This is a genomic window from Actinotalea ferrariae CF5-4 (assembly GCF_000603945.1).
Taxonomy (GTDB): Bacteria; Actinomycetota; Actinomycetes; order Actinomycetales; family Cellulomonadaceae; genus Actinotalea; species Actinotalea ferrariae.
Window position 1 is genome coordinate 1 of record NZ_AXCW01000042.1, and the last position, 21,989, is coordinate 21,989.

At 75.5% G+C, this 21,989-nt stretch carries 18 protein-coding genes; 12 read left to right on the forward strand and 6 right to left on the reverse strand.

Annotated features, from left to right (window positions below; translation table 11 throughout):
- From N866_RS21295 to dapF, 3 genes are all read left to right on the forward strand, one after another.
- Window positions 1–242, forward strand: a 242-nt coding sequence (locus tag N866_RS21295; RefSeq protein WP_034224060.1) for a hypothetical protein, incomplete at its 5' end; no start/stop codon positions are given.
- Window positions 239–1,222, forward strand: coding sequence for a tRNA (adenosine(37)-N6)-dimethylallyltransferase MiaA (gene miaA / locus N866_RS06000; RefSeq protein WP_245612387.1), 984 nt, complete (start codon window positions 239–241; stop codon window positions 1,220–1,222). The genes N866_RS21295 and miaA, both read left to right, overlap by 4 nt.
- Window positions 1,219–2,199: a diaminopimelate epimerase gene (gene dapF, locus N866_RS06005; RefSeq protein ID WP_034224063.1), complete on the forward strand. Its 981-nt coding sequence runs from the start codon at window positions 1,219–1,221 to the stop codon at window positions 2,197–2,199. The genes miaA and dapF overlap by 4 nt, the downstream gene beginning before the upstream one ends.
- A 116-nt stretch (window positions 2,200–2,315) precedes the next feature.
- Here the strand turns inward: dapF and N866_RS06010 are convergent, their stop codons facing one another.
- Window positions 2,316–2,927 (reverse strand): class I SAM-dependent methyltransferase, encoded by a 612-nt coding sequence (locus tag N866_RS06010; protein ID WP_034224065.1) that lies wholly within the window; start codon window positions 2,925–2,927, stop codon window positions 2,316–2,318.
- 108 nt (window positions 2,928–3,035) lie between these two features.
- Here N866_RS06010 and hflX point away from each other — a divergent pair, with 108 nt between their 5' ends.
- The 3 genes from hflX to N866_RS06025 all read left to right on the forward strand — a co-directional run bounded on the left by hflX (window position 3,036) and on the right by N866_RS06025 (window position 8,146).
- Window positions 3,036–4,631 carry a GTPase HflX gene (hflX, locus tag N866_RS06015; protein WP_081802375.1) on the forward strand — a complete coding sequence of 532 codons (1,596 nt, stop codon included), beginning with the start codon at window positions 3,036–3,038 and terminating at the stop codon, window positions 4,629–4,631.
- Between the two features lie 139 nt (window positions 4,632–4,770).
- The gene (locus N866_RS06020) at window positions 4,771–6,987 is read left to right on the forward strand and encodes an ATP-dependent DNA helicase (protein ID WP_034224090.1); all 2,217 of its coding nucleotides are present in this window, start codon (window positions 4,771–4,773) and stop codon (window positions 6,985–6,987) included.
- A 133-nt stretch (window positions 6,988–7,120) separates the two neighbouring features.
- Entirely contained in the window at window positions 7,121–8,146 is a 1,026-nt protein-coding gene (locus tag N866_RS06025) for an L-lactate dehydrogenase (protein WP_052022453.1), read from the forward strand.
- Between the two features lie 85 nt (window positions 8,147–8,231).
- Here the strand turns inward: N866_RS06025 and lexA are convergent, their stop codons facing one another.
- Window positions 8,232–8,936, reverse strand: a complete 705-nt coding sequence (gene lexA / locus N866_RS06030; protein WP_034224095.1) for a transcriptional repressor LexA — start codon at window positions 8,934–8,936, stop codon at window positions 8,232–8,234.
- Window positions 8,937–9,442: 506 nt separating this feature from the next.
- Here lexA and N866_RS20835 point away from each other — a divergent pair.
- The 3 genes from N866_RS20835 (at window position 9,443) to N866_RS06045 (ending at window position 11,225) form a co-directional block, all read left to right on the forward strand.
- Window positions 9,443–9,886 (forward strand): LysM peptidoglycan-binding domain-containing protein, encoded by a 444-nt coding sequence (locus N866_RS20835; RefSeq protein ID WP_245612389.1) that lies wholly within the window; start codon window positions 9,443–9,445, stop codon window positions 9,884–9,886.
- A gap of 162 nt (window positions 9,887–10,048) precedes the next feature.
- Window positions 10,049–10,606, forward strand: a complete 558-nt coding sequence (nrdR, locus tag N866_RS06040; protein ID WP_052022455.1) for a transcriptional regulator NrdR — start codon at window positions 10,049–10,051, stop codon at window positions 10,604–10,606.
- A gap of 100 nt (window positions 10,607–10,706) precedes the next feature.
- Window positions 10,707–11,225: a hypothetical protein gene (locus tag N866_RS06045; RefSeq protein WP_034224066.1), complete on the forward strand. Its 519-nt coding sequence runs from the start codon at window positions 10,707–10,709 to the stop codon at window positions 11,223–11,225.
- A gap of 24 nt (window positions 11,226–11,249) precedes the next feature.
- Here N866_RS06045 and N866_RS06050 read toward each other — a convergent pair whose 3' ends face one another.
- From N866_RS06050 to serA, 3 genes are all read right to left on the reverse strand, one after another.
- Window positions 11,250–13,016, reverse strand: a complete 1,767-nt coding sequence (locus N866_RS06050) for an AMP-binding protein (RefSeq protein WP_052022456.1) — start codon at window positions 13,014–13,016, stop codon at window positions 11,250–11,252.
- Between the two features lie 98 nt (window positions 13,017–13,114).
- Complete coding sequence (locus N866_RS06055) at window positions 13,115–14,164, reverse strand: aldo/keto reductase (RefSeq protein WP_034224068.1); 1,050 nt, start codon at window positions 14,162–14,164, stop codon at window positions 13,115–13,117.
- 94 nt (window positions 14,165–14,258) lie between these two features.
- The gene (gene serA, locus N866_RS06060; protein WP_052022457.1) at window positions 14,259–15,458 is read right to left on the reverse strand and encodes a phosphoglycerate dehydrogenase; all 1,200 of its coding nucleotides are present in this window, start codon (window positions 15,456–15,458) and stop codon (window positions 14,259–14,261) included.
- Between the two features lie 225 nt (window positions 15,459–15,683).
- Here serA and N866_RS06065 point away from each other — a divergent pair, with 225 nt between their 5' ends.
- Window positions 15,684–16,586: a matrixin family metalloprotease gene (locus N866_RS06065; protein ID WP_052022458.1), complete on the forward strand. Its 903-nt coding sequence runs from the start codon at window positions 15,684–15,686 to the stop codon at window positions 16,584–16,586.
- A 51-nt stretch (window positions 16,587–16,637) separates the two neighbouring features.
- Here N866_RS06065 and N866_RS06070 read toward each other — a convergent pair whose 3' ends face one another.
- Window positions 16,638–18,920, reverse strand: coding sequence for a HelD family protein (locus N866_RS06070; protein WP_034224070.1), 2,283 nt, complete (start codon window positions 18,918–18,920; stop codon window positions 16,638–16,640).
- A 243-nt stretch (window positions 18,921–19,163) separates the two neighbouring features.
- On the opposite strand from N866_RS06070, the gene N866_RS06075 reads away from it, so the two are divergent.
- Together N866_RS06075 and N866_RS06080 are read left to right on the forward strand one after the other, a co-directional pair.
- Window positions 19,164–20,348, forward strand: a complete 1,185-nt coding sequence (locus N866_RS06075) for a PP2C family protein-serine/threonine phosphatase (protein WP_034224073.1) — start codon at window positions 19,164–19,166, stop codon at window positions 20,346–20,348.
- On the forward strand, window positions 20,345–21,988 hold the full coding sequence (locus tag N866_RS06080; RefSeq protein WP_245612391.1) for a sensor histidine kinase: 1,644 nt from the start codon (window positions 20,345–20,347) through the stop codon (window positions 21,986–21,988). Before N866_RS06075 ends, N866_RS06080 begins: the two co-directional genes overlap by 4 nt.
- The last annotated feature ends 1 nt before the right edge of the window (window position 21,989 follow it).

The following is a 21,989-nucleotide window of genomic DNA, read 5'->3' on the forward strand; positions in this document are numbered from 1 at the left end:
TGGACCCCGCGGGTGCCGCCCGGCTCGCCGACCTGGACCCGGCGCTCGCGGCCGCGCTCGCGGTCAGCGCCTGGGCGCCGTGGCAGGTGCTGCTGGGCGCCGCCGGGACCCAGGACGACGGCGCGAAGGGCGGCGGCACGGTGGACGACGGCGGGCTCCGTCGCCCGCTGCGCGGCTCCTGGCTCCTGTCCTCGGTCCCGCTCGGGACCACGTACCTCGTGGCGCACTGGGCGCCCGCGTGACCGTGCCCGTCACCGCCGCGGGCGGGCCCGTCGTCGGCCCGCCCGTCGTGGCCGTGGTGGGTCCGACCGCGACGGGCAAGTCCGACCTCGGGCTGGCGCTGGCCCTGGCGCTGGGCGGCGAGGTGGTCAACGCGGACGCGATGCAGCTGTACCGGGGGATGGACGTGGGCACGGCCAAGCTCCGCCCGGACGAGCGCCGCGGCGTGCCCCACCACCAGCTCGACGTCCTCGACGTGGACCAGGACGCGACCGTCGCCGCGTACCAGCGCCACGCGCGCGACGACGTCGCGGCGGTGACGTCACGGCGGCACCGCGCCGTCGTGGTCGGCGGCTCCGGCCTGTACGTCCGGGCGCTCCTGGACCGCATCGAGTTCCCGCCGTCGGACCCCGTGGTGCGCGCCGAGCTCGAGCACGAGGCCGCCGTGCGCGGGCCGGGCCTCCTGCACGACGAGCTGGCGCGCCTCGACCCGGTCGCCGCCGCGCGGGTGGACCGTGCGAACACCCGGCGGGTCGTCCGCGCCCTGGAGGTCGTGCGGATCACCGGCCGGCCCTACTCCGCGACGCTCCCGGAGCACGTCTACGCGGTGCCTGCGGTGCAGATCGGGCTGGACTGCGACCGGGCCGTCCTCGACGGGCGGATCGAGGTCCGGGTCGCGCGGATGTGGCAGGCAGGTCTGGTGGCGGAGGTACGGGCCCTCGCCCCGCGCCTCGGCCGTACGGCCGCCCGGGCCGTGGGCTACGCGGAGGTCCTCGAGGTCCTGCGGGGCGAGACGACGGAGGAGGCGGCGCGCGCCGCCGTCGTCGCCGGGACCCGGCGTCTCGCCCGCCGTCAGATGAGCTGGTTCGGGCGCGACCCGCGGGTGCACTGGCTGGACGCGCGGGACCCGGACCTGCTCGACCGCGCCCTCGCCCTGGTCGCGGCGGCGGACGCCGGGGCGCTCGCGGACCCGGGGCAGCGCGACCGTAGGCTGGGCTCGTGACCGCGACGCGCCCTGATCCGGCAGCAGGCTCCGCGCGCGCGGGTGCTCCGTCCCGCCCGGAGCGGCTGGCCGTCGTCAAGGGGCACGGCACCGAGAACGACTTCTTGCTCGTCGACGACCGGGCGGGCGCCCTGGACCTCCTGCCCGCGGACGTCCGGGCACTCACCGACCGTCGCGCCGGGCTCGGCGCGGACGGCGTCATCCGCCTCGCGCCGGGCGACACCCTGCCGGAGGGCCGGGCGTGCCTCGCCGAGGACCCCGCCGCCGTGTGGTTCATGGACTACCGCAACGCCGACGGCACGCCCGCGGAGATGTGCGGGAACGGGGTTCGCGTCACCGCGCTCTTCGCGGAGCGGCTCGGGGTGTGGGACGGCGCGGGCGAGCTCGTCCTGGGCACACGGGCAGGGGTCCGCCGGGTCCGCCGGGTCGCCGACCCGACCGGGGGCGCGGATCCCTGGTACGCGGTCGAGATGGGCGCGTGGCACCTGCCGGCCGGCGGTGCCGGGGCGGCCGGGGACGCCGAGGTGGACGTGCCGGGCCTGGACGTGACCCGCCCGGGGCTGTCCGTCGACGTGGGCAACCCCCACACCGTCGTGGCGCTCGCGGACGAGCGCGAGCTCAGCGCGGCGGACCTCACGACGGCGCCACGCGTGGCACCCGTGCCGCCGCGTGGCACCAACGTCGAGATCGTGGTGCCGCTGGGGGAGCGGAGCCTGCCGGGCGGCACCCTCCTCGGGGAGCTGCGGATGCGCGTCCACGAGCGGGGCGTGGGGGAGACGCGCTCGTGCGGGACGGGCGCCTGCGCCGCGGCGATGGCCGTGCGGACGTGGGCCGGGCCGGGGGCACCCGACGTGTGGTGGGTCCACGTGCCCGGCGGCACGGTCCAGGTGACGGCCCTGCCGGTCGATCGCGTCGAGCTCGCCGGACCCGCCGTGCTGGTCGCGGACGCCGTCGTCACCCTGCCCGCCGCCGGCTGACCTCGACGGTCTGCCGGGTGGGCCCTGCCGGGGCGCGTCCGCCGACGGCGCGGGCCGTCTGGTGGGGTCGCGGCCGACCGCCGGGGCCGCGGCCGTCCACCGAGGGACGGGACGGCTCAGCCGGCGACCGGCCCGTCGACGCGCAGGACGCGGAAGCCCTTGGCGCTCGCCACCCGGTCCGCCGTCAGGCCCAGCTCCGCCCGGAGCCACGCCTGGAGGGAGTCGGCGCCGAGGTTGCGCTGCACGACGAGGTGCGCCTCGCCGTCGGGCGCGAGCCGGGCGAGCCACGTGCGCAGCAGGTCGTGCAGGGCGGCCTTGCCGACGCGGATCGGGGGGTTGGACCAGATCGCGACGGGCCGCAGCTCCGGCGGCACCGCGTCGGGGGTGACCGCGGTGACGTTGTCCAGGCCGTGCCGCCGGGCGTTGCGCCGGACCAGGTCCAGGGCGCGCTCGTTGACGTCGACCGCCCAGACCTGCGCCCCGGGGGACTCCAGCGCCAGGGTGAGCGCGACGGGGCCCCACCCGCAGCCCAGGTCGACGAGGTCCCCGGCGGGGGGCGGCGCGGGGACCGTCCGGAGCAGCACGCGCGTGCCCAGGTCGACGTGGTCGGGGGAGAACACCCCGCCGGCGGTCTCCACCTCCAGCTCACGCCCGGCGAGGACGACCCGCAGCACGCGCCGCTCGCCGTCCGACGCCGGCGCGGCCGTGAAGTAGTGGTCCTCGGGCACCGGGCTCTCCTGGGGTGGGGCGGGCGGGAATGGCGGCGGGCGGCCCCACGCTATTCGGTCGCGGGGTCGTGACGGCGCGTGCGACCCTGAGGCCGACGAGAGGAACCGATGACCCACCCCAGGACGGACGCCGCGACCGGCGACACGCAGGACCCCCGGGACGCCGCCACGGCGGCGCAGGACGAGGCCGATCGCCCGGGCGCCGACGCGGACGGGACGAGGGAGCACGACGGCTTCGGCCCGGCCCGGCGCCTCGTGCCCGACGACGTCGTGGCGCGCGTCCTGGCCCGTGCCGGCACCGCCCTGGACGAGGGCGGGACGCGGTGGACCGACGACGACGGCGAGCAGCTAGACCGCGAGGAGCGGGCGGCGCTGCGGCGGGTCGGCGGCCTGTCGACCGAGCTCGCCGACGTCACCGAGGTCGAGTACCGCCAGCTGCGGCTCGAGCGCGTCGTCCTGGCCGGCGTGTGGACGTCGGGGACGGTGGAGGAGGCGGAGCTCTCCCTGCGCGAGCTCGCGGCGCTGGCCGAGACCGCCGGCTCGCAGGTGCTCGACGGCATGCTCCAGCGCCGGTCGCACCCGGACCCCAGCACGTACTTCGGCTCCGGCAAGGCCGCCGAGCTCGCGGAGGTCGTCAGCGCCGAGGGCGCGGACACGGTGATCGTGGACGCGGACCTCGCCCCGTCCCAGCGCCGCTCGCTCGAGGACATCGTCAAGGTCAAGGTGATCGACCGCACCGCGCTGATCCTCGACATCTTCGCCCAGCACGCGAAGTCCAAGGAGGGCAAGGCGCAGGTCGAGCTCGCCCAGCTGGAGTACCTGCTGCCGCGGCTGCGTGGGTGGGGCGAGTCGATGTCCCGCCAGGCCGGTGGACGGGTCGCCGGCGGTGAGGGCATCGGCTCGCGCGGCCCCGGTGAGACGAAGATCGAGCTCGACCGGCGCCGGATCCGCGCACGGATGGCCAAGCTGCGCCGGGAGATCGCCGCGATGGCGCCGTCCCGGGAGACGCGGCGCTCCTCGCGGCGGCGGCACGAGGTGCCGTCGGTCGCGATCGTCGGGTACACGAACGCCGGGAAGTCCAGCCTGCTCAACCGGCTGACCGGTGCGGGCGTGCTCGTCGAGAACGCGCTCTTCGCGACGCTGGACCCGACGGTCCGACGGGCACGGACGCCGGACGGCCGCACCTACACGCTGTCCGACACGGTCGGGTTCGTGCGGTCGCTCCCCACGCAGCTCGTGGAGGCGTTCCGCTCGACGCTGGAGGAGGTCGCCGAGGCCGACCTGCTGCTGCACGTCGTCGACGTGTCGCACCCGGACCCGGAGGGGCAGATCGCGGCGGTGCGGACCGTCCTGGCGGACATCGAGGGGGCGGACGCCCTCCCGGAGCTGGTGGTGCTCAACAAGGCCGACGTCGCGGACCCGGAGACGGTCGCGCGGCTGCAGCGCCGCGAGCCCCGGTCCGTGGTCGTGTCGGCCCACACCGGAGCGGGGCTGGAGGAGCTCGTCGAGCTGGTGGCCGAGGCGCTGCCGCGGCCGCAGGAGACGGTCGACGTCGTCGTGCCCTACGCGCGGGGTGACCTCGTCCACCGCGCCCACACGGAGGGCGAGGTCGACACCGAGGAGCACACCGCGGCCGGCACGGTCCTGCGCGCGCGCGTCGCCGCGGAGCTGGCCGCCGAGCTGCGGGCGGTCAGCGTCGCCTGAGCCCCCAGGGCCGCCGCGTCCTGGGACGGCGGGCGCGATGACGTCCCGGCGTGCGCACACCGCTTCGTGCCCGACCGTGCCCGACCGGCCCGACTGGCCCGACCGGCCCGTGCCCGACCCGCACGACTACCCTGCTCCGGTGACCTCCCCGCCCGAGCCCGACCCGCGGGTGGACGACGACGGCCCCGGGGCCCCCGAGGCCCCGGACGCGCCGGGGGTCTCGACCCTGCTCGACCGCGCCGTGGCGGCCCTGGGAGGCAGCCCCCGGGAGGGCCAGCGCACCATGGCGGAGGCCGTCGACGAGGCCGTCGCCCGAGGCGAGCACCTCCTGGTGCAGGCGGGGACCGGGACGGGCAAGTCCCTGGGCTACCTGGTCCCGGCGGTCCGGCACGCCGTCCTCGCGCAGGAGCGCGTCATCGTCTCCACCGCGACGCTGGCGCTCCAGCGGCAGGTCATGACGCGGGACCTGCCGCTGGTGGCCCAGGCCGTCGCCCCCGCCCTGCCGCGGTCCCCCCGCATCGCCCTGCTCAAGGGGTGGCACAACTACCTCTGCCTGCACAAGGTCGCCGGGGGGTACCCCGACGAGGAGCCCGCCCTGTTCGACCTGCTCCCCACCGACCGCGCGGGCGACCACCCGGCACCGACGGGCGGCGGCGGTGGCGCGACGGCCGGTGCGGAGCTCGGGCGCCAGGTGGTCCGGCTCCGCGAGTGGGCGCAGGAGACCGGCACCGGTGACCGCGACGACCTGGACCCGGGGGTGACGGACCGGGCGTGGCGCCAGGTCTCCGTGACGTCGCTCGAGTGCCTCGGCTCGAAGTGCCCGCTCCTGGACGACTGCTTCCCCGAGCGCGCCAGGACCCTCGCGCGGGAGGCCGACGTCGTCGTCACCAACCACGCGATGCTCGGGATCGCGGCCGGCGGGTCGCCCGGGGTCCTGCCGGAGCACGACGTGCTCGTGGTCGACGAGGCCCACGAGCTCGCCGACCGGGTCACCGCGCAGGCGACGGTCGAGCTGTCCGGCTCCTCCGTGGAGCAGGTGGCGCGGACCGCCCGGCGGCACGGCGGCGTCGCGACCGACGACCTGGAGGTCGCCGGACGGGACCTGGCCGCGGCCGTCGAGGAGCTGCCGGAGGGCCGGTTCCCCGGGGGCCTGCCCGACGGCGTGGCGCTCGCGGTGGGGGCCGTCCGGGACGCCGCCCGCGCGCTCCTGTCGGCGTTGCGGCCCGGGGAGGGCTCGACGACGGCGGCGTCGGCCGAGGCCGGCGTGAAGATGGCGACCTCGGCGGTGCTCACCCTCATGGAGGTCGCCGAGCGGATGGTGTCGGAAACGGCACGGGACGGGCGCGACGTCCTGTGGTGCACGCGCGGGGAGGGCTGGGGCCGGTCCGGCGGTCCCCGTCTGCAGGCGGCGCCGCTGACGGTGTCCGGGCTCGTCCGCACGCACCTGCTGGCCGGGCGGACGGCGGTCCTCACGTCGGCGACGCTCGCCCTGGGCGGCAGCTTCGTCCCCCTGGCCCGGTCGGTGGGGCTCGACGCCGCCGAGCAGCGCACCGCGGCCGACGGCGTCGCGGGCGCTGTCGTCGGAGGAGGTGGGCGCGGTGCCGACGCCGTCGTCGGAGGTGGGCGCGGTGCCGACGCCGGCGACGGGCCCGCGGTCCCCGCGGAGGGCGCGGGTGGAGCCGGGCCGTGGCGGGGCCTGGACGTCGGGAGCCCGTTCGACTACCCCCGCCAGGGCATCCTCTACGTCGCCCGGCACCTGCCGCCGCCCGGACGGGACGGCCTCGGGCCCGCGCAGCTGGACGAGATCGCCGAGCTGGTCGAGGCGGCCGGGGGTGCGACCCTGGGGCTCTTCTCGTCCCGGCGGGCCGCGCAGACCGCGGCGGAGGAGATGCGGAGGCGGCTGGACGTCCCCGTGCTGTGCCAGGGCGACGACCAGCTGCCGACGCTCGTCCGGCGCTTCGCCGAGGACGAGACGTCGTGCCTCTTCGGGACCCTGTCGCTGTGGCAGGGGGTCGACGTGCCCGGGCCGGCGTGCCGCCTGGTCATCATCGACCGGGTCCCGTTCCCCCGTCCGGACGACCCGGTCAAGGCGGCGCGGACCGAGGCCGTCCAGTCCGCCGGCGGCAACGGCTTCATGACCGTGGCGGCGACCCACGCCGCGCTGCTGCTCGCCCAGGGGGCCGGGCGCCTCGTACGGAGCGGGACCGACCGCGGCATGGTCGCCGTGCTCGACCCGCGTCTCGTCACGGCGCGGTACGGGGCCTTCCTGCTCGGCACGATGCCGCCCCTGTGGCGCACCACGGACCCCCAGGTCGCGCGCGACGCGTTGCGTCGGCTGGCGGGCGTCCCGAGATGACCCGGGGTCGGAGCCGACCCTAAGGTGATCACGCCCGGGTGGGAGCCGCCGTCGCGCTCGCGCCCCGGGCCTGGGCGACCCGCTCGCCCGTCGCGGCCGCGCCGCGTCACCCGCCGTCCCACCCGGAGGAACCATGCCGCACGAGCACCGTCCCGAGACCGACGACCTGGGTCACGCCGAGCCCCGGCCGCAGGGTCGGCGCACGACCAAGCTCGCGGTCGTGGGGGCGGGTAGCGTCGGCGCGACGATGGCCTACGCCGCACTGATGCGCGGAGCGGCCCGGACGGTCGCGCTGTACGACATCAACGCCGCCAAGGTGGAGGCCGAGGCCCTGGACATCGGCCACGGCATCCAGTTCATGCCCATGGCCGACGTCGTCGGCTCGGACGACATCGAGGTCTGCCGCGACGCGGACGTGGTCGTCGTCACCGCCGGGGCCAAGCAGAAGCCCGGCCAGTCCCGGCTGGACCTGGCCCAGGCGACCGTCTCCCTCGTCCGGACGATGCTGCCGCAGCTGGTCGAGGTCGCCCCGGACGCGATCTACGTCATGGTCACGAACCCGGTGGACATCGTCACGTACGCCGCCCTCAAGGTCTCCGGGCTCCCGGACAACCAGCTCTTCGGCTCGGGCACGGTGCTCGACTCCTCCCGGCTGCGGTACCTGCTGCACCGCCACACCGGGGTCGCGGTGCAGAACATCCACGCCTACATCGCGGGGGAGCACGGGGACAGCGAGATCCCGCTGTGGAGCTCGGCGTCCATCGGCTCCGTGCCGCTGACCGAGTGGCCCGGCATGATCGGCCCCGACGGGCGCACCACCGGACGGCTCGAGCCCGCGGACCGGGAGAAGATCGCGGAGGAGGTCGTCAACTCCGCGTACCGGATCATCGCCGGCAAGGGGGCGACCAACTACGCCGTCGCCCTCGCGGGGTCGCGGATCATCGAGGCGGTCCTCAACGACGAGAACCGCATCCTGCCCGTCTCCTCGCTGCTCCAGGACTACCGGGGGATCTCCGACGTGTGCCTGTCCGTGCCGTCGGTCGTCGGCCGCCAGGGTGTCCAGGCCCGCCTGGAGATCAGCATGTCCGACGACGAGCTCCAGGGGCTGCAGCGGTCGGCGCACGCCCTGCGCGACGTCGCGCGTCAGTTCGGTCTCTGAGGCCTGAGGTCGCCGCTGACGCCCTGATCCCGCTCACGCCGCCGGTCGCCCGGGCGCGCTTCGCCCGGGCGACCGGCCGTGGCGGTCACAGGCTCCGCAGCACGCTCACGACGCGTCCCAGGACGACCGCCTCGTCCCCGGGGATCGGCGCGTAGGCCGCGTTCTGCGGCAGCAGCCAGACGTGGCCGTCGGCGCGACGCAGCGTCTTGACCGTGGCCTCGCCGTCGATCATCGCGGCGACGATCTCGCCGTTCTCCGCGACGGGCTGCCGGCGGACCACCACCCAGTCCCCGTCGCAGATCGCGGCCTCGACCATCGAGTCCCCGGCGACGCGGAGCAGGAAGAGGTCGCCGTCGCCGACGAGCTGGCGGGGGAGCGGGAAGACGTCCTCGACCACCTGCTCGGCCAGGATCGGTCCGCCGGCGGCGATGCGGCCGACGACCGGCACGTACGACGGCGGCGCCACGTGCGTCGCGAGGTCGCCCGAGTCCTCCGGGGCGACCGGACGGTCGTACGGCGCGATGCTGCGGGAGTCGTCGGGGTGGACGACCTCGATGGCCCGCGGCCGGTTCGGGTCCCGACGCAGGTAGCCCTTCCGCTCGAGCGCGGTGAGCTGGTGCTTGACCGACGACGGGCTGGTGAGCCCCACGGCCTCGCCGATCTCCCGCATGCTCGGCGGGTAGCCGCGCCGCTCGACGCTCGAGCGGATGGTCTCGAGGACCAGGCGCTGCCGGGAGGTCAGCCCGTCCGCGTCGCCCGGCCCGTCCGGCAGCGCGTGCACCGTCGCCAGCGGGTCGCCGTGGTCCTGCGTCGGCGGTCGGCTCCCTGCCACGTCGTCCTCCTGAGGTCCGGCCGGGGCCCGGCCCGGGGGCCGCGGCCACGGGCGCTGCGGGTTGCTGCTGCGGGTTGCTGCGGTGCTGCTGCCTGCTGCTCTCGCTGCGGTGCTCTCGCTGCGGTTGCTCTCACTGCGGTGCTGCTGCGTGTCGTGCCTTGCCGTGCGGCTGTCCGGGGTGCTGTCCCCGGGCTGCTCGGCTCACGTCTGCTCGTCGTGTCAGTGGTGGGTGGTGTGCTCCTCCACGTCACCAACCCTAGGACCCCCGGGTCCCGCGATCAAACACCTGTTCGACCGCGTGTCGAGCGGTCTGGCCGGAGCCGCACCCCCGAGGTGCGGCGCGGGGCGGGCGCATCCGGCCTGGACGGGCGGTGGGTGACGTGGTACTAATCGTACAGACGTTCGACGTACAGGTGTTCGACGGCAGCAGGCCGGACCTGGACGAGACCGATCGGAGGCACACCATGAGCACCACCCCCACCAGCCGCGGGCGAGCCGTGCATCTCGTCGTCGTGCCACCGCTCGACGCCCGGGTCCCGGGACCGCGCGCTCAGCGGTCCGCAGCGTCAGCAGCCGGGACGGGTGCAGGGGTGCGGCATCAGGGCATGCCGGAGCGCCAGGTCCTGCGGCTCACCCGACGGGGCCGTGCCGCGGCCGTCCTGCTGGCGGGCGGGATCGTGCTGGGCGGTGTGCTCTCGGCGCAGAGTGCGGCGGCCGGCGGCCCGCAGGGTGCGGTCCCGGTGTCGGCGCACGTCGTGCGGCCGGGGGACACGGTGTGGGAGATCGCCACGTCGGTCGCCGCGCCGGGGGAGGACGTGCGGGACGTCGTGGCGCGGATCGTGGAGCTGAACGGCCTGGAGGCCGGGGGGCTCCAGGTCGGTGAGCGGCTGGTCGTCCCGGTCGGGTGACGACGACCCGCGGGGCGGTGGGCTTGGCGGCGTGCCGAGCAGCACGGTGCTGGCTCCGCCGGCCGGGGTTGCCGAGGGCTCGCCGGGCTGCGTAGCGTGACGGGGCCGCCGCGGCAGCCTGGGGCTGTCCGCCAGGAGCTCGCGGCGCGCTGGGAGGCACAGGTGCACTGCCCGTTCTGCCGCCACGGGGACTCGCGTGTCGTCGACTCACGGACGTCGGACGACGGCTCGACGATCCGCCGCCGGCGCCAGTGCCCGGAGTGCCTGCGTCGGTTCACCACCATCGAGACCGCGAGCCTGTCGGTCGTGAAGCGCTCAGGGGTCACCGAGCCGTTCAGCCGGGAGAAGATCGTCAACGGGGTGCGGAAGGCGTGCCAGGGGCGGCCCGTGAGCGAGGACGACCTGGCCGTGCTGGCCCAGCGTGTCGAGGAGACGCTCCGGACCACAGGGAGCGCGGAGCTCGACGCGCACGAGGTCGGTCTGACCATCCTGGGTCCGCTCCGGGAGCTCGACGAGGTGGCCTACCTCCGCTTCGCCAGCGTCTACCAGGCGTTCGACTCCCTGGAGGACTTCGAGTCGGCCATCACCTCCCTGCGTGCGCGCCGGGAGGCCGACGCGGACGCCGTCGAGCCGGCGGCCGCCCTCGCTGCCGAGGGTGCCCGCACCGGCGCGATGGAGCCGGACCCCGACCAGGACGTGCTGTCCGGTCACCCGTCCTGACGTCGCCGGGGTCGCGGGGGTCCACCGCAGGTGTGACGCTGAGGCCTCGGCCCGGCGCGAGCCCGGGTCGTCGAGGGTCTCGACGGAGGAGGACGTGCCCGTGGACGAGCGTGCTGCGGACGTGCGGCGGGAGACCGTGGAGGGTCTCGGGACGTACCTCAACGACCACCTGGCAGGCTCCGTGGCCGGGGCCGAACGGTTCGCCCGGCTCGCCTCCGCACTGGCCTCTACGTCGGTCGGGCCCGCGGTCGACACCATCGCGCAGCAGGTCGCCGAGGAGCGCGACGAGCTGCGGGCCGTCCTCGAGGCGCTCGGGCTGACCAGGCAGAACCGCCTGAAGCAGGCCGCCGCGTGGGCCGGGGAGCACGTCGCGCGCCTGAAGTCGTCACGCCGCAGCCTGCACGACCGCCGCACCGCCGCCCTGCTCGAGGTGGAGATCCTGCGCGCCGCGCTGGTCGGCAAGCTCGGGGTCTGGCAGGTGCTCGAGGACGTGGCCGGTGACCTGGGTCTCGAGGCGGCACGGATGACCGAGCTGCGCGAGCGGACCCTGCGACAGGTCGCGACGATGGACGAGGTCCACGCCGCGGTGCGGGCCCGGGTGCTCCGAGCCGTCTCCTGACCCGCTGCTGACCGGCGTCCCCCGTCAGCCGCCCGGGTTCTCGTCCTCCCGGCGGTGCGGCATCTTCGCGATGACCTGGTCGCGGACCACCCGTCGCAGCACCTTGCCGATCTGCGAGCGGGGCAGGTCGCTGACGACGACGAGCTCCCGCGGGTGGGCGTACCGCGCCAGGCGCTCCTCGCTCCATGCCCGGACGGCGGACATCTCCACGCGGGAGACGCCCTCGGCCAGCACGACGGCCGCCACGACGCGCTCGCCGAGGTCGCCCCCGGGGACACCCACCACGGCGACGTCCTCGATCTCGGGCATGGCCCGCAGCGCCTCCTCCACCTGGGAGGGGTAGACGTTGAAGCCACCGGTGATGATGACCTCCTTGATGCGGTCCACGAGACGGACGAACCCGCCGTCCTCGACCACGACGACGTCACCGGTACGCAGCCACGTCCGTCCGTCGTGCTCGACCAGCGCCTCGGCGGTCTCCTCCGGCCGCTGCCAGTAGCCGGCGAAGACCTGGGGGCCGGCGACCTGCAGCTCGCCCCGTTCGCCGGGCTCCACCTCACGCGTCGGGTCCTCGGGGTCCGTGACCCGCATCCAGGTGGAGGGGAACGGCAGGCCGAGCGTGCCGGGCCGCCGCGCGGCCGACAGCGGGTTGCCGAGCGCGACCGGGGAGGTCTCGGTCATGCCGTAGCCCTCGACGAGCAGGCCGCCGGTCACGTCCTCCCACGCGGTCGCGGTGCGCGCGGGCAGCGACATCGCGCCGGAGATGCTGGTGCGCAGGGACGTCAGGTCCACGCCGCGCTCGCGCGCCGCCTCGGCGAGCCGCTCGAACATCGGCGGCACCCCGGGCAGGAAGGTCGCCGGGCGCCGCCGCTGTGCCTCCAGCACGGTGTCGACGTCGAACCGCGGGAACACGACGACGGTGGCGGCGATGCGTACGGCGTACGTGAGGCAGAGCGTCATCCCGAACGCGTGGAAGAACGGCAGCGCGGCGTAGACGGTCTGGGTCCCCTCCTCGTGCCCGGTCCACGCCTGGCCCTGCGCCGCGTTGGCCGCGACGTGTCGGTGGAGCAGGACGGCGCCCTTGGGCACCCCGGTCGTCCCGCCGGTGTACTGCAGGAGGGCGAGGTCGTCGACGGACGGGTGCGGGGCGTCGTCGGCGAGCGGCCGTGCCCTGCTCACCAACCGGTCCCACCGGAGCGCACCGGACGGGACGGCGGAGCGCATCGTCTCCCGCGTGCGCCGCGCCGCGGCCACCGGCAGCCGGAGCGCGAGCCGCTTGACGAGGGGCAGGTCAGCGCTGAGGTCGACCGCCACGACGTGCCGCACCGCGGTGCGCGGCCGGGCGGTCAGGACGGCATCGACGGCCTTCTCCCAGGCGACGACGACGGTGGCCCCGCTGTCCCGGAGCTGGTGCTCCAGCTCCGCCGCCGTGTAGGTCGGGTTGTGCTCGACGACGACGGCGCCCAGGCGCAGGACGGCGTAGAAGGCCACGACATGGGTCGCGCTGTTGGGCAGGACGAGGGCCACACGGTCCCCGGGGCCCACGCCGAGGTCCCGCAGGGCGCCCGCCGCGCGCAGCACGCGTCGCTGCACGGTGGCGTACGTCGTCACGGCGCCGAGGAAGTCGGTCGCGACGCGCGACGGGTGGGCCTGCGCGGCGCGCTCGAGGTTGCGCGTCACCGGCTCGGTCACCGGCTCGATGTCGAGCGGCACTCCGGGGCCGTAGGAGGTGGTCCACGGTCGGCGCGGGTCGGTCTCGGGGGTGCGCCGCGGGGCGTCGTCGTCCGTCACGCCTCGAGCCTACCTACGGTGGCGTAGGTTCGTGCCCGTTCGGCTCGGTCGCCCGGCGGCGGCGCTCGTCGCGGGGGTCTTCGGCGGGGTCAGCGGGGTCAGAGGTCGCTGGAGCGGGGCGCCCAGATGTTGATGCCGGCGTCCACGGCGTGCTCGTCGATCCGCGTCAGCTCCTCCTCGGTGAAGTCCAGCCGCTCCAGGGCGCCGAGGTTCTCGTCCAGCTGCTCCGGCGAGCTCGCACCGACGAGCACGGACGTCACCCGGGGGTCGCGCAGCGCCCAGGCGAGCGCCATCTGCGCCAGCGACTGGCCCCGGTCCGCCGCGATGGCGGCGAGGGCGCGCAGCCGCTCCTGGACCTCCTCGGTCAGGAACGTGGGGCTGAAGGACCCGCCGCGTGCGGCGCGGGAGCCCGCCGGTACCCCGTGGAGGTACTTCTCGGTGAGCATGCCCTGCGCCAGCGGTGAGAAGACGACGGCGCCCAGGCCGGCGTCACCGAGCACGTCGAGCAGGCTCCGGCCCCCCGCCTCGTCGTCGGGCTGCTCCACCCAGCGGTTGAGCATCGAGTACGACGGCTGGTGCACCAGCAGGCGCAGGCCGATCCGGTCGGCGACCTCCAGCGCCTCGAGGGTGCGCTGCGCCGAGTAGGAGGAGATGCCGGCGTACACCGCGCGGCCGGACTCCACCGCCGTCCTGAGCGCGCCGAGCGTCTCCTCCAGGGGGGTCTCGGCGTCGTAGCGGTGGCTGTAGAAGATGTCGACGTGGTCCAGGCCGAGGCGGCGCAGGGACTGGTCGAGCGAGGCGAGCAGGTACTTGCGGGAGCCGAACTCCCCGTACGGCCCCGGCCACTGCCGGTAGCCGGCCTTCGTCGTCACGACCAGCTCGTCCCGCAGCCCACGGAGGTCCGTGGCCAGCATGCGGCCGAAGCTCTCCTCGGCGGAGCCCGGCGGCGGGCCGTAGTTGTTCGCCAGGTCGATCTGCGTGACGCCCCGGTCCACGGCGCGCAGGACGATCGCGCGCTGGGTCTCGTAGGGGTCCTGCGACCCGAAGTTCTGCCACAGCCCGAGGGAGACGGCGGGCAGGTCCAGCCCGGAGCGGCCCGCCCGGCGGTAGGTCATGGTCTCGTAGCGGTCCTGCGCGGGCACGTACATGCCCCTGACCGTATCGCGGCCGCGCGGCCCGCCGGGGCCGCTCGGCGACCTCCCCGGGCGCCCCGGCCCGCCGTCGGGACCGGGCCGTCGAACGTCAGCTCAGGACGCGCAGGCGGATCGTCTGCGGCATCGTCCCCAGGGTGGCGCAGACCTCGGGCGTGAGGTCGCTGCCCACGTCGGTGACCACGTAGCCGAGGTCGCCGCGGGTGGCGAGCAGCTGCGCCTCGATGTTGACCTCGTGCTCCGCCAGCACCTTGTTGATGCCGGCGAGGACCCCGGGGGTGTTGCGGTGCAGGTGCACGAGGCGGTGGGACCCGGTCCGCTCGTCGAGGGCGAGGTTGGGCAGGTTGACGCTGAGCGTCGTGGAGCCGTGACCGACGTACTGGAGGAGCTTGCCCGAGACGAACTGCCCGATCGCCTCCTGCGCCTCCTCGGTCGACCCGCCGATGTGCGGTGTGAGGATGACGTTGGGCAGACCGCGGAGGTCGGACTCGAAGCTGTCGCCGCGGCGCTTCGGCTCGTCCGGGAAGACGTCCACGGCCGCACCGGCCACGTGGCCGGACAGGACGTGGTCGCGCAGGGCCGCGTAGTCGACGACGAACCCGCGCGACAGGTTGAGGAAGATGGCGCCCTCCTTCATGCGGGCGAACTGCTGGGCCCCGAACATCCCGGCATTGCCGCCGCGGCCGTCGACGTGCAGCGTGACGACGTCGGCGACCTCGAGCAGCTCGTCGAGCGTGTGCAGCCGGCGCGCGTTGCCCAGCGACAGCTTCTCCGCGGAGTCGTAGAACACGACCGACATGCCCAGCGCCTCGGCGAGGACCGACAGCTGGGTCCCGATGTTGCCGTAGCCCACGATGCCGAGCGTCCTGCCGCGGACCTCGTGCGCCCCCTCGGCGGACTTGTCCCAGACGCCGGCGTGCAGCGCCTTGTCCCGCTCCGTGAGCCGGCGCGTCAGGGCGATGATCTCCGCCAGGGCGATCTCGACCACCGAGCGCGTGTTGGAGAAGGGCGCGTTGAACGCGGCGACTCCGCGGTGGGCCGCGGCGCCCAGGTCGATCTGGTTCGTGCCGATGCAGTAGGCCCCGACGGCGAGCAGGTCCGGCGCCCGGTCCAGGACGCGCTCGGTGACCTGCGTCTTGGACCGGATGCCCAGGAGGTGCACGCCCTGCAGGGCCTCGGCCAGCTCGTCGTCGTCCAGGGCGCCGGTGCGGGTGATGACCTCGACCCCCTCCGCCCGCAGGATCGAGGTGGCGACGGGGTGGAGGCTCTCCAGGAGCAGGGCACGCAGCACGTCCGCATCATCGCGCCAACGCGGACCACGCTCCAAAGCGGTACCGACAGGCGGACCCTGCCCGGACCCTGCCCGGAGCCTGCCTGGTCCCTGCCCGGACCCTGCCTGGTCCCTGCCCGGACCCTGCCCGGACCCTGCCCGGACCCACGGCCGGATGCCGGGGCGGGTCCACAGGGACGACGTGCTCGACGAGCGGACCCGCCGGTGATCGGTGACGATCGATCGATGAGGACCTCCACGAGCCGCGCCGCACGCCGTGAGCTGGCCCGCTCGCGCCGCGTGCTGCGGCGCATGGAGCGGGACGCCGCCCGGCGCGACCGTGCGTCCCTCGCCCGCCGCACGAGCGCGGTGCTCGTCGCCGCGGTCCTCGGGGCGGGCTGGTGGGCGGGTGACCGCAGCGGGTGGGAGACCTCCGGCCTGGGCGACCTGTGGTCCCCCCGGGCCTACGTGGAGGTCGGCGGGGACGCGGTGGCCGTCCCGCAGCCCGAGCCCGCCGACGGCCGCGTGCTCCCCAAGGTGCCGGTGACCACGACCGGCTCGTACGCCTTCCTGCACGTCGACGAGGCCGGTGGCCCCGTCGGCTACGACCCCTGCCGTCCCGTGGCCTACGTGACCAACCCGTCCGGCCGGCCCTCCGCCCTGGACGGCGTCGTCCACGAGGCGGCACAGATCGTCTCCGAGGCGTCGGGCGTGTCCCTCGTGCACCAGGGGGACGTCGACGAGCCCCCGATGATGGACCGGCCCCTCATCCAGCCGGAGCGCTACGGCGAGGACTGGGTGCCGGTCCTCGTCGCATGGTCCGACGAGGAGGCCTTCCCCGAGCTCGAGGGCCAGGTGGCGGGCATCGGGGGCTCGGCGGCCGTGCCGGGTCCCACCGGCGAGGGCCGCTGGCTCGCGGCCGGCCGCATCGTCCTGGACGGGCCCGACCTGGCCGCCATGCTCGAGCGGCCCGACGGGGCCGGCCAGGTGCGGGCGATCGTCGTGCACGAGCTGGCCCACGTCCTCGGTCTGGACCACGTCGACGACACCGGCGAGCTCATGCACCCGCTGACGCGGGACCGCACCGACCTCGGCCCGGGGGACCGTCAGGGCCTGGCTCTCCTCGGCCAGGTCGCCTGCCGGCCCTGACAGGGTCGCGCACCGCGTCGCACGACCGGCCGCGCGCCGCCCCGGCACCCCTCAGGCGTGGGGCGTCGGGAAGCCGTCCGGGAGGCCGTCGCCGGCCAGCACCCGCAGGGTCCGGGTGGGGCGAGTCATGGCGACGTAGAGGTCACCGGGGGAGTCCTTCGCGATCCGCCGCGGCTCGACGAGCACGACGACGTCGAACTCCAGCCCCTTCGTCTGCCGCGGCGTCATGACCGCGACCCGGGCGTCGAGCGGTGAGCCGCCCCGCGCGTCCAGGTAGGGCGCGACGGAGGAGGCGGCGAGCCGTGCGGCGACCGCACCGGCGTCGTCGGGCGCCGCGACGACCACGACGCGACCGCCCTCCTCGGCGGTCCCGTCCAGCACCCCGAGCTCGACGAGGGACTCCTCGACCGCGCGGACCAGGGCCGTGCCGTCCACCCCGTCGACGTCGTCGCCCACCTGCACGCGCAGGGCGGCGGGGACGTCCCGGGCGGAGGTCTGGGCGGAGACCGGCAGGCCGGCCCGCTGCGCCACCTCCTGGGCGGCGTGCGCGACGGTCGCCGGGGTCCGGTAGTTCACCGTGAGCTCGGCGAGCCGCCAGGACCCGCGCAGGACGGGGTCGAGGGTGCTCGCCCAGTCCCGCGCGCCCGCTGCGGAGGACGTCTGCGCGACGTCGCCGACGACGGTCATCGACCGGGTCGGGCAGCGCCGCAGGAGCATCCGCCAGGCCATCGCGGACAGCTCCTGGGCCTCGTCGACCACGACGTGGCCGTACGTCCACGCGCGGTCGGCCGCGGCGCGCTCCGCGGTCGTGAGGGAGGGCCCGGAGGACCCGAACCGCCCGGCGAGCTGTTCCGCGCTGACCAGCCCGCGCCCGGCGCCCGTGGAGCTCAGCACCTGCCGGGCGTAGTCGAGCTCCTCCTCGCGTCGCCGGGTCTCCTCCGCGGCCTGGGCCCGGGCGGCCTGGTCGTCCTCGCCGAGCAGCTCCGCGGCCTCGTCCAGCAGCGGGACGTCGGCCGCGGTCCACGGCGCGCCGGGCTCGCGCAGCAGGAGGTGGCGCTCGCGGGCGGACAGCCGCGGCGCGGCGGCCTCCAGCCGGGCGGGTCGGGTGAGCAGGTCCCCCACGAGCTTCTGCGGGGTCAGCGGCATCCACGCCAGGTTGAGCGCGATCCGGATCTCCCGGGTGGTGCGCAGGTCCTCGACGACCTCCGCGCGGTCCTCGGGCGCGACGGCGAAGCCCAGCTGCGCGATGTACTGGTCCGCCAGCCGCTGGAGCATCTCGCGCACGAAGGTGATGCGCGCGAGGTTGTGCGGGCGACCGGTCCGGCGCGCCTTCCCGATCGCGTCGGCGACGTCCGCGGGCCGGACGACGACGCGTCGGCCGTCCACCCGCACCTCCACGGGGTCCCGCGGGGCGCGCTGGCGCTGCCGCACGGCGCGGGCGAGGACCTCCGCCATGTCGACCCGGCCCTTGAGCTCGGCCGCCGCGTCGGGCTCCGTCCCGGTCACCGTCACCCCGGGGAAGAGCTCCTCCACGGTGGCGGCGACGACCCCCGTCTCCCCGAGGGAGGGGAGGACCTGGTCGATGTACCGCAGGAAGGTGCGGCTGGGCCCCACCACGAGCACGCCCGACCGCTCCAGCGTGCTGCGGTGCGCGTACAGGAGGTACGCGGCCCGGTGCAGGGCGACCGCCGTCTTGCCGGTCCCCGGACCGCCCTGGACGACCAGCGCACCGGCCAGGCCGGAGCGGATGATCGCGTCCTGCTCCGCCTGGATGGTCGCGACGATGTCACCCATCCGGCCGGTCCGGGCCGTGGCGAGCGCCGCCAGCAGCGCGCCCTCGCCGGCGACCGTCCCGACGGCCTGCGCCGTCCCCGCGTACGCGTCCAGGTCGAGGATCTCGTCCTCCAGCCCGGTGACCGACCGCCCCCGCGTCACGAGGTGACGGCGCCGGACGACGCCCTCGGGCCGGGCGGACGTCGCCCGGTAGAAGGGGCGGGCCGCGGGAGCCCGCCAGTCGGTCATGAGCGAGGTGTGGTCCTCGTCCGTGAGGCCGATCCGTCCGATGTAGAGCGGTCGGCCCGCCCCGTCGGGGTCGGCCAGGTCGAGCCGCCCGAAGCAGAGGCGCTGCTCCACGGCGTCGAGCTGGGCGAGGCGGTCCTCGTACAGGGTCGCGAACGCGTCCCGTTCGGACCGGTTCTGCGGTGACCCCGACGGGCCCACCCGGCGCGTCTGGGACAGCCGCGCCCGCGTGGTGGCGCGCAGCCGGTCGAGCCGGGCGTAGCGCTCGTCGACCGCGCCCTGCTCGTGCTCGATCTGGTCCTGCAGGTCTGTCACGGGTCTCCCTGGGGACGTCCACGCGCGTGGAACGGGCCGTCCATTATCTGCCCCGAGCAGCGGTGCCGGGGACGGAACGCGATCCCGGGCGCGCCGTGCGTCCCGCCGTCGCCGGGCGCGGACCGTCCGTCCGACTAGGATTCGACGCGCAGATCGGCGCCGCCCTGGTGCCGTGTGCCGGCGTGGTCGTCCCAGCGGTGCCGACCACGACCCGGGTCGCGCTGGGAGGGGAGGGCGGGTCACGTGCAGGCAGTCGAGTCCGACCCCCGCGCGCTGCGCGTCCTGCTGGTGGAGGACGACGACGGCGACGCCCTCCTCGTCGAGGAGCTGTTCAGCGACGCCAACCTGGCGGTCGACCTGAGCCGGGCGCGCAGCCTCGAGGACGCGGCGGAGATGCTCGAGGTCGACTGCGTGCTGCTCGACCTCGGTCTGCCCGACGCGGCGGGGATCGGCGCGCTCGAGCGCATCCTCGCCTCGCCGCGCACGCCTGCCGTCGTGGTGCTCACGGGCATGGCCGAGTCCGCCGCCGGGCTCCGCGCCGTCGCGGCCGGGGCGCAGGACTACCTCGTCAAGGGCGACGTGAGCCCCGAGCTCCTCGCGCGCGCCGTGCGCTACGCGATCCAGCGCCGCCACGCGGAGATCCAGGAGCGGGACCTCTACCGCGCCCAGCTGCGCGCGTCGGAGACGAGTCGTCTCGAGCGGGCCCTGCTGCCCACGCCGTTGGTCGCCGACGGCGCCCTGGAGGTCCTCGTGGGCTACCGCGCCGGGCGCGACGGCCTGCTCGGCGGCGACTTCTACGACGTCGTGGAGCGGTCGGACGGCTCGGTGGCGGCGATCGTGGGGGACGTCGCCGGGCACGGGCCGGACGAGGCGGCGCTCGGGGCGACGCTGCGCACCGCGTGGCGGACCTCCGTGCTGGCGGGCCTGCCCGCCGAGAAGGTGCTGGACGTCACCGAGCAGATCCTCGCCGCGGAGCGCGGTCGCCCGGAGATCTTCGCGACGGCCGTCATGGTCGTCCTCCAGCCGGACCGGCGCTCCCTGGACCTCTTCCTCTGCGGCCACCCGGCGCCCTTCCTCCTCGGCACGCCCACCGTCCCGCTGCCCAGCGACCTGCGGGGCCGGGCGCTCGGCATCCCGGTGCTCGGCGGGTGGCGCTCGCAGCGCGTGGAGCTCGGGGACCGGTGGCGCATCGTCCTCTTCACCGACGGCGTGCTCGAGACCACCATCGACGGCGGGAGCGGCCGTCTCGGCGAGGAGGGGCTCATGGAGGTCATGGCGCAGCAGGTCGTCGCCGAGGCGGCGGACGTGCCGCGCGCGGCCCGCCGGCCCCTCGTCGACCGGATCCTGGAGGCCGTCCGGGCACGCCACGGCGGCGACCTCGTGGACGACACGGCGCTCGTCGTCCTGGGCTGGGGAGGCACCGCGTGAGGGGCGGGACCGACTCGCTGCGCCCTCGGCTCCAGCTCGCGCTGACCGTCGCGGCGGTCGTGCTCGCCCTCATGGTGGCCGGCACCGTGACGGCGCTCGTCCAGCTCGACCGCAAGATCAACGACGTCCTCGGCGTCTACTTCGTCGCCATCAACCAGGGCACCACGGGGTATCTCTCCCTCGTCAACGCGGAGACCGCGGTGCGCGGCTACGCCCTGACCGGGAACCCCGCGACGCTCGAGCCGTTCGACCTGCTGGTGTCGGGCGACGCCGCCGAGGCGGCCGGGGAGCCGGACGTCGACGCCCTCGCCCTGCTCGAGGAGCGGTTCGGCCCGGACCACCCGGCTCTCGTCGCCGTCGAGCCGGCGAGCGTCGCCGCGGTCGAGTGGTACGAGGACTTCGCCCTGCCGATCATCGAGCAGGTCGACACGGAAGGGGCCGCCTCCGTGACCCCGGACCAGGTCGAGGAGGGCCGCCTGCTCTTCGACGAGGTCCGCGTCGGTGCGGAGCGGTACCTCGACACCCTGCGGGCCGAGCGCAACCGCGTCGTCGCGGAGCTGGAGACCTGGCGCGGCGTCCTGGCCGCCATGATGGTGCTGCTCGTCCTCGCCGCCGTCGCCGTCGGCGCCCTGCTCTGGGTGTTCCTCCAGCGCTGGATCACGACCCCCCTGACCAACCTGGCCGCCGACGCGCGGCGCGTCGCGGACGGTGACCTCGACCACCGCGTCCACGCCGACGGTCCGGCCGAGGTGGGTCAGGTCGGTGGCGACGTCGAGCACATGCGGGCCCGCCTGGCCAGCCTCGTCGCGGAGGCGACCGCGGCCCGCGCCGAGGTCGAGGCGTCCCACCAGATGCTCCAGGACCAGGCCGAGGACCTGCGCCGCTCCAACCGGGACCTCGAGCAGTTCGCCTACGTCGCGTCGCACGACCTGCAGGAGCCGCTGCGCAAGATCGCCAGCTTCACGCAGCTGCTGGCCAAGCGCTACGAGGGCCAGCTCGACGAGCGGGCGGACCAGTACATCCACTTCGCGGTGGACGGCGCCAAGCGCATGCAGCGGCTGATCAACGACCTGCTGAGCTTCTCCCGCGTGGGCCGCATCGGCGGTGAGGTGGCGGACGTCGACATGGGCGCCGCCGTCGACCAGGTGCGCTCCGACCTGGAGCAGGCGATCGAGGAGACGGGGGCGACCGTCGTCGCGGACGACCTCCCCGTCGTGCGCGGCGAGGGCCCCCTGCTCGTCCAGCTCCTCCAGAACGTCGTCGGCAACGCCCTGAAGTTCCGCCACCCGGACCGCGCGCCGTTGGTGCGCATCACGGCCGAGCGGCAGGGCGACTGCTGGGAGTTCGCCTGCGAGGACAACGGCATCGGCATCGACCCGCAGTACGCGGACCGGGTGTTCGTCATCTTCCAGCGGCTGCACCCCAAGGACGTGTACGAGGGCACCGGCATCGGCCTGGCCCTGTGCAAGAAGATCGTCGAGTACCACGGCGGTCACATCTGGATCGACCCGGACGCCACCGAGGGCACCCGCATCCGGTGGAGCCTGCCGGCGGACCCGGACATCGCCCCCCAGCTGCCCGAGGCGGACGCCGCGGGCACCCCCCAGACGGTCGCCGCAGGCGCCGGGAAGGACGGCTGAC